The sequence below is a fragment of the Marivita sp. genome (genome assembly GCF_020055635.1).
Taxonomy (GTDB): Bacteria; Pseudomonadota; Alphaproteobacteria; order Rhodobacterales; family Rhodobacteraceae; genus Marivita.
On record NZ_JAIPUT010000098.1, the window covers coordinates 1 to 8,518 of the forward strand.

12 protein-coding genes and 2 pseudogenes are annotated in these 8,518 nt (G+C 62.8%); 10 read left to right on the plus strand and 4 right to left on the minus strand.

The annotated features are described in order from the left end of the window. Positions 1–180: pseudogene (locus LCF60_RS22335) on the plus strand (YihA family ribosome biogenesis GTP-binding protein); the annotation flags it as partial. A gap of 50 nt (positions 181–230) precedes the next feature. On the opposite strand, the gene LCF60_RS22340 reads toward LCF60_RS22335, so the two are convergent. Together LCF60_RS22340 and LCF60_RS22345 are read right to left on the minus strand one after the other, a co-directional pair. Next, positions 231–974 carry an SDR family oxidoreductase gene (locus LCF60_RS22340; protein ID WP_292294751.1) on the minus strand — a complete coding sequence of 248 codons (744 nt, stop codon included), beginning with the start codon at positions 972–974 and terminating at the stop codon, positions 231–233. Between the two features lie 48 nt (positions 975–1,022). Continuing rightward, positions 1,023–1,601, minus strand: coding sequence for an HD domain-containing protein (locus tag LCF60_RS22345; RefSeq protein WP_292294752.1), 579 nt, complete (start codon positions 1,599–1,601; stop codon positions 1,023–1,025). Between the two features lie 81 nt (positions 1,602–1,682). Between LCF60_RS22345 and LCF60_RS22350 the strand changes: the two genes are divergently transcribed. Beyond that, entirely contained in the window at positions 1,683–2,090 is a 408-nt protein-coding gene (locus LCF60_RS22350; protein WP_292294753.1) for a DUF1801 domain-containing protein, read from the plus strand. 7 nt (positions 2,091–2,097) lie between these two features. On the opposite strand, the gene LCF60_RS22355 is transcribed toward LCF60_RS22350, so the two are convergent. Both LCF60_RS22355 and LCF60_RS22360 read right to left on the minus strand, forming a co-directional pair. Then, positions 2,098–2,334: a hypothetical protein gene (locus LCF60_RS22355; protein ID WP_292294754.1), complete on the minus strand. Its 237-nt coding sequence runs from the start codon at positions 2,332–2,334 to the stop codon at positions 2,098–2,100. 12 nt (positions 2,335–2,346) lie between these two features. After that, entirely contained in the window at positions 2,347–3,000 is a 654-nt protein-coding gene (locus LCF60_RS22360; protein WP_292294755.1) for an alpha/beta hydrolase, read from the minus strand. A 175-nt stretch (positions 3,001–3,175) separates the two neighbouring features. On the opposite strand from LCF60_RS22360, the gene LCF60_RS22365 reads away from it, so the two are divergent. The 8 genes and pseudogenes from LCF60_RS22365 to LCF60_RS22400 all read left to right on the plus strand — a co-directional run. Then, positions 3,176–3,634 carry an Rrf2 family transcriptional regulator gene (locus LCF60_RS22365; RefSeq protein ID WP_292294756.1) on the plus strand — a complete coding sequence of 153 codons (459 nt, stop codon included), beginning with the start codon at positions 3,176–3,178 and terminating at the stop codon, positions 3,632–3,634. Positions 3,635–3,728: 94 nt separating this feature from the next. After that, positions 3,729–4,775, plus strand: a complete 1,047-nt coding sequence (locus LCF60_RS22370) for an aminotransferase class V-fold PLP-dependent enzyme (protein WP_292294757.1) — start codon at positions 3,729–3,731, stop codon at positions 4,773–4,775. Positions 4,776–4,797: 22 nt separating this feature from the next. Further along, positions 4,798–6,321: a Fe-S cluster assembly protein SufB gene (gene sufB, locus LCF60_RS22375; protein WP_292294758.1), complete on the plus strand. Its 1,524-nt coding sequence runs from the start codon at positions 4,798–4,800 to the stop codon at positions 6,319–6,321. 45 nt (positions 6,322–6,366) lie between these two features. Then, the gene (locus LCF60_RS22380; protein WP_292294759.1) at positions 6,367–6,546 is read left to right on the plus strand and encodes a hypothetical protein; all 180 of its coding nucleotides are present in this window, start codon (positions 6,367–6,369) and stop codon (positions 6,544–6,546) included. Continuing rightward, positions 6,543–6,863 (plus strand): heavy metal-binding domain-containing protein, encoded by a 321-nt coding sequence (locus tag LCF60_RS22385; RefSeq protein ID WP_292294760.1) that lies wholly within the window; start codon positions 6,543–6,545, stop codon positions 6,861–6,863. The genes LCF60_RS22380 and LCF60_RS22385 overlap by 4 nt, the downstream gene beginning before the upstream one ends. A gap of 113 nt (positions 6,864–6,976) precedes the next feature. After that, positions 6,977–7,588 carry a hypothetical protein gene (locus tag LCF60_RS22390; protein ID WP_292294761.1) on the plus strand — a complete coding sequence of 204 codons (612 nt, stop codon included), beginning with the start codon at positions 6,977–6,979 and terminating at the stop codon, positions 7,586–7,588. 42 nt (positions 7,589–7,630) lie between these two features. After that, positions 7,631–8,386 (plus strand): Fe-S cluster assembly ATPase SufC, encoded by a 756-nt coding sequence (gene sufC, locus LCF60_RS22395; protein ID WP_292294762.1) that lies wholly within the window; start codon positions 7,631–7,633, stop codon positions 8,384–8,386. After that, positions 8,386–8,518 (plus strand): annotated as a pseudogene (locus LCF60_RS22400) (Fe-S cluster assembly protein SufD); the annotation flags it as partial. The gene sufC and the pseudogene LCF60_RS22400, both read left to right, overlap by 1 nt.

The following is an 8,518-nucleotide window of genomic DNA, read 5'->3' on the forward strand; positions in this document are numbered from 1 at the left end:
TTCCAGATCGTACTCACGAAAGCGGACAAGGTGAAGGCGGCCGAGCGCGAAGCCGTCCTGGAGCAGGTTCGCGGCGCCGCGAGGCGCCACCCTGCGGCTTTTCCCGAACTTGTGCTGACATCTTCGGAACAGGGGCTGGGTATTGAAGACCTTCGCGGCATTATCGCGACGCTCGAGTGATAGCCTTCCATCGGCGGATCGTGCGCCGGCCGATATCAATCGTCCACCGCCTAAACGTGCTGGGCGCCGTTGATCTCGATTTCTGTTCCCGAAATGTAGCTGCTCTGGTCCGAACAGAGGAAGAAGATAGCCGACGCGACCTCCGCCGGCTGCCCTAGACGCCGCAAAGGGAGCCGCTCTACGATCTTGTCCGTCCCTGGTGACAGGATCGACGTCTCCACCTCCCCGGGCGCAATGGCATTCACCCGCACTCCCATCGGTCCGAAATCATGCGCCATCTCCCGGGTCAGCGCCGCGAGCGCGGCCTTGGACGTCGCGTAGGCGGCGCCCGCGAACGGGTGGACACGGGCACCCGCAATCGAGGTGACGTTGACAATCGATCCTTGCGCCTTGGCCAGTTCGTCTTTCAGCCCGCGGCCCAGAACAACAGAGGCGAAGAAGTTGACGTGAAAGACTTTTCCCCAATCGCGCAGGTCCGTATCGAGCGTGCTCAGCCGCTCTCCGTCGGGGCCCTTGGGCGAGATGCCGGCGTTGTTGACCAACGCATCGAGCCGCCCGCCATCCAGCCGGTCCTTGACGATGCGCACGGCGTCCATCGTCTGCTGCGGATCGCTCAGATCGACCTGGATGTGATTCCGTTCGCCGCCGGGCCAGGGACATTCCGAGGAGAACGCCTGCCGGGAACAGCTGATCACGCGCCAGCCTTCGGCGGCGAATTTCTTGACGGTGGCATGGCCGATGCCGCGGCTTGCGCCGGTCAGCAGCAGGGTCCGTTGATGGGGTGTGTCTGACATGGGGTCACCCTAGGGGATGTTGCGCGGTCGCGCGAGAACCAAAGCGTGTCAGCCGCGCCCCGAGAAGAAGGCGGCGACCCTGGGCTGAAGCCATGCCCAGATTTTCGGCGCGCCAGTGTCGATCCTGGGGCCGATGCGCGCCTCGAACATCTCGTGCGTCACGCCGTAGTCGATCCACGACCCGCCCCCCGAGGCGAGGTTCTGCATCGGCGGCTGCATGCGGTCGATGGATTTGGCGAATTGCGCTTCCGGTGTCGCGTTCGCTTCGAACTCGTCCCAGATGGCGCGGAACAACTGCGCCTGGTCGTCGGGCAGCAATCCGAAGATCCGGTCCGCCGCCTGCGCTTCGCGCTCTGCCAAAGCGCCGGCATCGTGATCCCCGAAGACGGGCGCGTCGCCCGCGTCGATCTCCACCAGGTCGTGCAGGAGAAGCATTTTGAGCATCTTGCCGGTGTCGAGCGGCGTTTCCGCATGCTCGGCCAGCACCAGCGCGTAAAGCGCGATGTGCCAGGAATGTTCGGCGCTGTTCTCCATCCGCGACCCGTCGCCCAGGGTCGTGGCGCGCAGTACGGATTTCAGACGATCCGCTTCCTGGAGAAAGGTCATTTGCTGATCGAGTCGGGACATCTGATCTCCGGTTTGGATGGTGATGTGTTTTAGGGTAGTGGCAGAGAATGGGAGTGAGCCATGTCATCAAATGTCACAGTCATGACGGACGCATCGGTCGAAGACTTCATCGCCGGAGTAGAACACCCGGGGCGACGCGAGGACGCGCGGGTTCTGGACCAGCTGTTTCGTCGGGTGACCGGATTTCAGCCGCGGATGTGGGGGAACTCGATCATCGGCTATGGCCGCTATCACTATCGCTACGACAGCGGCCGCGAAGCCGATTTCCTGGCGACCGGCTTTTCCCCGCGCAAGGCGAACATGTCGATCTACATCCTGCCGGGCTATGCGAATTTCGGACCGATCCTCAAGCGGCTCGGGCCACACAAGACCGGCAAATCCTGTCTCTATGTCGGACGGCTGTCGAAGATCGACCTGAACGCGCTTGGCGATTTGATCCGCGCGGGGCTTGATGATCTGGCAACGCGGTGGCCGGTGCAGGCCACTTGAGCCGGGCTCACCGCCCGAAATTCTCGTCTTTCTTCTGGCCTTCGATCCGCGCCCGGATAAAGGCGCGGGCCTTGCGTTCGGCCAGGCGGACGCGGATGGAGGTCAGGAAGGCCTCTTCCAATGTGGTCGAGGCGGCGCCCAGTTCGGCGGCCACTTCCATGAAGAAGCGGTCATCGTCGAGATGCTTCATCGCTTTGAGCGTGTCGTCTGCAAGCTTGTCGGCAAGGTCCTGAACCATCGACATGCGGGTGTTTCCTTAGCGGGAGTTTTCGGTGAGGCGGCGTTTCACATAGGTCGACACGTGATCGATCATGGTGTCCATGTGCGGTTCCTTGAAGAAATGGTCCGCGCCCTCGATCTCGGTATGGGTGACGGTGATTCCCTTCTGTTCGGCCAGCTTGTTCACCAGCGAGGTGGTGTCGGCGGGCGGCGCCACGCGGTCTCCGGTGCCATTGATGATCAGGCCCGAGGACGGGCAGGGCGCGAGGAACGAGAAGTCGTACATGTTGGCGGGCGGGCTGACCGAGATGAAGCCGGTGATCTCGGGACGGCGCATCAGGAGCTGCATGCCGATCCAGGCACCGAAGCTGAAGCCGGCGACCCAGCAATGCTTGGAATTGTTGTTCATCGATTGCAGGTAGTCGAGCGCCGAGGCGGCATCGCTGAGTTCGCCGATGCCCTGGTCATACTCGCCCTGGCTGCGCCCCACACCGCGAAAGTTGAAGCGCAGCACGGTGAAGCCCATGTTGTAGAAGGCGTAATGCAGGTTGTAGACCACCTTGTTGTTCATCGTGCCGCCGAATTGCGGATGCGGATGCAGGATGATGGCGATCGGCGCGTCGCTTTCCTTCTGCGGGTGGTAGCGGCCTTCGAGGCGGCCTTCGGGTCCGGGAAAAATCACCTCGGGCATGGTGGGTGGTGGCTCCTGACTGGGCGCGAACGGGGCTGCTGTGTAAATCTTGACAGCTTCGCTCAGGCTTCTTAGAATGGTTCTAAATCCGGAAGGCTCCGGATCTGGTTATCCGCACATAGGCAATTGCCGTTGCAAGGTCAATTGCGTCGCAGTCAGGTTGGGGGAAGCGGCCATGAAGTTGAGTACGAAGGGCCGATACGCAATGGTGGCGCTTGCGGATATCGCATTGCAACCCGATGGCACGCTGGTCACGCTGGGCGATATCGCGCAGCGGCAGGACGTGTCCTTGCCCTATCTTGAACAGCTGTTCGTGAAGCTGCGGCGCGGCGGGCTGGTCGCATCGGTGCGCGGACCGGGCGGCGGCTACCGCCTTGCCAAGCCGGCGAGCGAGATCCGGGTGGTCGATGTGCTGGCCGCCGTCGATGAAACCGTCGACGCGATGCACAAGGGGGCCGGGGTGTCGGGCGGTTTGTCCGGCAGCCGGGCGCAATCCATGACCAACCGTCTGTGGGAAGGGCTTTCGGCGCAGGTCTACGTGTTCCTGCACCAGACCCGCCTGTCGGATGTCGTGTCCAACACCCTGGCGCCGTGCCCGGCGGTGCCGAACCTGTTTGCCGTGGTCGATGAATGACGGGGTCGCATTGGCTGATCCAATCCGACGGGACGGGGGCTTTGGCCCCGGACCGCCGAGTTGTGTCGAGCCCAAGGACACCGGGGCGGCTTGAATGACGGGGCGCGTGTACCTGGACGGCAACGCGACGATGCCGCTGCGGCACGAGGCGCGGGGCGCGATGATCGCGGCGATGGATGTCGTCGGCAACCCGAGTTCGGTGCATGCCGAGGGACGCGCCGCGAAGGCGCTGGTCGAACGCGCGCGGGCGCAGGTCGCGGCGGCCTTCGGGGCTGAGGGCGCCGATGTGGTGTTCGTGTCGGGGGCGACGGAAGCCGCGGCGCTGGCCTGTGCCGACCGCGGGCTGTTCGGTGCGGATCTGGAGCATGACGCGGTGCGGGCCTGGATCGATCCGGTTCTGGGCGTCGATGGGTCGGGCCGGGTGAGCGTTGCCGAGCCCGAGCGGTCCGCGGTGCAGCTGGCCAATTCGGAAACCGGCGTGGTGCAGGAATTGCCGACAGGCGTGGCCGTTGTCGATGCGACCCAGGCCTTCGGCAAGCTGCCGGTCGCCTTCAACTGGCTGGGCTGCGAGATGGCGCTGATTTCGGCGCACAAGATCGGCGGACCAAAGGGCATCGGGGCGCTGGTGATGCGGCGCGGCACCGATCTTGCTCCCCGGATCAAGGGGGGTGGCCAGGAGATGGGCCGGCGCTCGGGGACCGAGAACCTCCTCGGGATCGCCGGGTTCGGGGCGGCCGCCGAGGCGGCGATGCGCGATCTGGAGGCCGGTGTCTGGGACCGGGTGGAAAAACTTAGAAACATTCTAGATTCTTCTATTGAGGCTCAGGCAAAAGAGACTATTTTTGTCGGGAAAGACGCCAGACGCCTGCCGAACACCACCTGCCTGGCGACGCCGGGCTGGAAGGGTGAAACGCAGGTGATGCAGATGGACCTGGCGGGATTCGCGATCAGTGCGGGATCCGCCTGTTCCAGCGGCAAGGTGAAGGCCAGCGCGGTTCTGACCGCGATGGGGTTCGACAAGGACACGGCGAAAAGCGCGATCCGCGTGTCGCTGGGGCCCTGGACGACCGAAGAGGATGTGAGGCGGTTTGCCGAGACGTGGTTGACCAAATGGAAAAGTCACCGAGCGCGCGCCGCGTGAGGTAATCGAAAGAGGTGCAAGCATGGCTGCTTTAGACAACGTGACCGTAAAGGAAGGCGTCGATCAGGAAACTGTCGATGCCGTCCGCGAAGTGGGTGGCGCCTACAAGCACGGCTGGAACACCGATATCGAGATGGAGTACGCGCCGAAGGGGCTGACCCCGGATATCGTGCGCCTGATTTCGGAAAAGAACGAAGAACCCCAGTGGATGACCGACTGGCGGCTGCAGGCCTATGAACGGTGGCTGCAAAAGGAAGAGCCGACCTGGGCGATGGTGGATTACCCGGAAATCGATTTCCAGGACCAGTACTACTATGCCCGCCCGAAAAGCATGGAAGTGCGGCCGAAATCGCTCGACGAGGTCGATCCCAAGCTGCTGGCCACCTATGAAAAGCTGGGTATCCCGCTCAAGGAGCAGATGATCCTTGCGGGGGTCGAAGGGGCCGAGGACGCGCCCGCCGAGGGCCGCAAGGTGGCGGTCGACGCGGTGTTCGATTCCGTGTCGGTGGGCACGACGTTCCAGAAAGAGCTGAGAGAGGCGGGCGTGATCTTCTGCTCGATCTCCGAGGCGATCCGGGAGCATCCGGAGCTTGTGAAGAAATACCTGGGTTCGGTGGTGCCGGTCTCCGACAATTTCTACGCGACGCTGAATTCGGCGGTCTTTTCGGACGGATCGTTTGTCTACGTGCCGCCGGGTGTCCGCTGCCCGATGGAGCTGTCGACCTATTTCCGGATCAACGCCGAGAACACCGGCCAGTTCGAGCGGACGCTGATCATTGCCGACAAGGGCAGCTTTGTGTCCTATCTCGAAGGCTGCACCGCGCCCCAGCGCGACACCAGCCAGCTTCACGCGGCGGTGGTCGAGATCATCGTCGAGGAAGACGCCGAGGTGAAGTATTCCACGGTGCAGAACTGGTATCCGGGCGATGAGAACGGCAAGGGCGGCATCTACAATTTCGTCACCAAGCGCGCCGATTGCCGGGGCGACCGCGCAAAGGTGATGTGGACTCAGGTCGAGACCGGCTCTGCCGTGACGTGGAAATACCCGTCCTGCATCCTGCGCGGCGACGACAGCCAGGGCGAGTTCTATTCCATCGCCATCGCCAACAATTACCAGCAGGCCGACACCGGCACCAAGATGGTGCATCTGGGCAAGAACACCAAGAGCCGGATCGTGTCGAAGGGGATCAGCGCAGGCCATGCGCAGAACACCTATCGGGGGCTCGTGTCGATGCATCCGAAGGCGAAGAACAGCCGCAACTACACCCAGTGCGACAGCCTGCTGATCGGCGGTCAGTGCGGCGCGCACACGGTGCCCTATATCGAGGTCAAGAACAACTCGAGCCGGGTGGAGCACGAGGCGACCACCTCCAAGGTGGATGACGATCAGCTGTTCTATTGCCGCCAGCGCGGCATGGACGAGGAAGAAGCCGTGGCTCTTGTGGTCAACGGGTTCTGCCGCGACGTGTTGCAGGCGCTGCCGATGGAGTTCGCGATGGAGGCGCAGCAGCTGGTTGCGATCTCGCTGGAAGGATCGGTGGGATAAGGAGAGCCGGGGCAGGCCAAGCGGGCCTGCGCCGCAGAGGACGCCATGCCTGTTGCAGCCATTCTTTTGACTTCGGTGGTGACAGGTGTGTTTTGTGCCGTGTTCGCGGTGATTGTTGACCTTGTGACCGATGCACTGGCCATGTGGGTCGTTATCGGTCTGGCTTTTGCGTCGGGCTTCACGGGATCGCTTTTTGCGCAGCTGGTTTTAAAGAGGAAGACATGATCATTACGACGACAAACTCGATCGAGGGCCACAAGATCCTGGAATACAAGGGGATCGTGGTGGGCGAGGCCATCATGGGCGCGAATGTCGTTCGGGATCTCTTCGCGTCGATCACCGATATCGTCGGCGGCCGCTCCGGTGCCTACGAGGCCAAGTTGCAGGACGCCCGGGACGTCGCGATGCGCGAACTGGAACACCGGGCCTCGGCGCTTGGCGGCAACGCGGTTGTGGGTGTCGATCTGGATTACGAAGTTGTCGGCAATTCGATGCTGATGGTCTCGGCCAGCGGCACGGCGGTGCTGACGGATCGTGGGTAGGGTATGGCCATGATGGCACGCAGAACCGATCCGTTGAGAGGACCGGCGGTCAAGCCGGTTCTGCACCGGAGTGGTCTGCGCTGGTTTGCCCGCATGGGCCGGGGGGCGACGAGATGACGGAGATATCGACAGAGCTGCCGGTGATCGACCGTCCCGTCCTGACCTTTCCCGACGAGGTCAGCGCCTGGGTGCAGGAGCTTTATGCCCAGGCCGATGTCATTCTTGAATATGGCAGCGGCGGGTCGACCGTTCTGGCCTCGGAGATGACGGGCAAGACGGTCTATTCGGTCGAATCCGATCCCGACTGGTACCGGATGATGCAGAGATATTTCGACCATGCGGGCACCACCTCCGAGGTGGTCCTGCATCACGCCAATATCGGGCGGGTCGGCAAATGGGGGCGGCCGAAGACGGACGACAAATGGGCACGGTATCACCGGTACCCGAATTCGGTCTGGGATCTGGACGGGTTCACGGCCCCCGACCTTGTGCTTGTTGACGGACGGTTCCGCCCGGCCTGCGTGATGACAACGCTGCTGCGGACGGTAAAGCCGGTGACATTGCTCTTTGACGACTATGTCGGACGCAAGCAGTACCGACGGGTCGAACGGTTTGTGGAACCGGTTGAAATACGCGGGCGGATGGCGCGGTTCGATATCGTTCCGACCGATCTGCCAAAGCGGGATCTGACCGAGATCCTGACGCTGTACACGAAATCATTCTGACGCCAGGTGCGTTGGGGAACGACATACGAGAGAGGGAAAGAAATGCTGGAAATCAAAAACTTGCACGTCAGTCTTGAGGAAGAGGACAAGCAGATTCTCAAGGGTGTCGACCTGACGGTCGAGGCTGGCAAGGTGCACGCGATCATGGGGCCGAACGGATCGGGCAAATCGACCCTGTCCTACGTGTTGTCGGGCCGCGAGGGCTACACCGTGACCGATGGCAGCGCGACGCTCGCCGGCGAGGATATCCTTGACATGGAGCCCGAAGAGCGGGCCGCGGCGGGCTTGTTCCTGGCGTTCCAGTACCCGGTGGAGATTCCCGGTGTCGGCAACATGACCTTCCTGCGCACGGCGGTGAACGCACAGCGCAAGGCGCGCGGGCAGGACGAGATGTCGGCGACGGACTTCCTCAAGCTGATCCGCGCCAAGGCCAAGGATCTGCAGATCGACGCGGACATGCTCAAGCGTCCGGTCAACGTGGGCTTTTCCGGCGGCGAAAAGAAGCGCAACGAGATTCTCCAGATGGCGATGCTCGAGCCGAAGATGTGCATCCTCGACGAGACCGACTCGGGCCTTGACGTGGACGCGATGAAACTGGTGGCCGATGGCGTGAACGCGCTGCGCGACGCGGGTCGTGGTTTCCTTGTCATCACGCATTACCAGCGCCTGCTGGATCACATCAAACCGGACGTCGTGCACATCATGTCCGATGGTCGGATCATCAAGACCGGCGGTCCGGAACTGGCGCTCGAGGTCGAACATAACGGCTATGCGGATATCATGGCGGAGGTGGCGTAATGGCCCTGCCGCAGGTCAAACTGGATGCCACCGAGGCGCGCCTCTCTGCCCTGACCCTGCCCACCGGCGGCTGGTCGGAGCAGGCGCGGAATGATGCGCTGGCGCGGGTACGCTCCATGGGCCTTCCGGGTG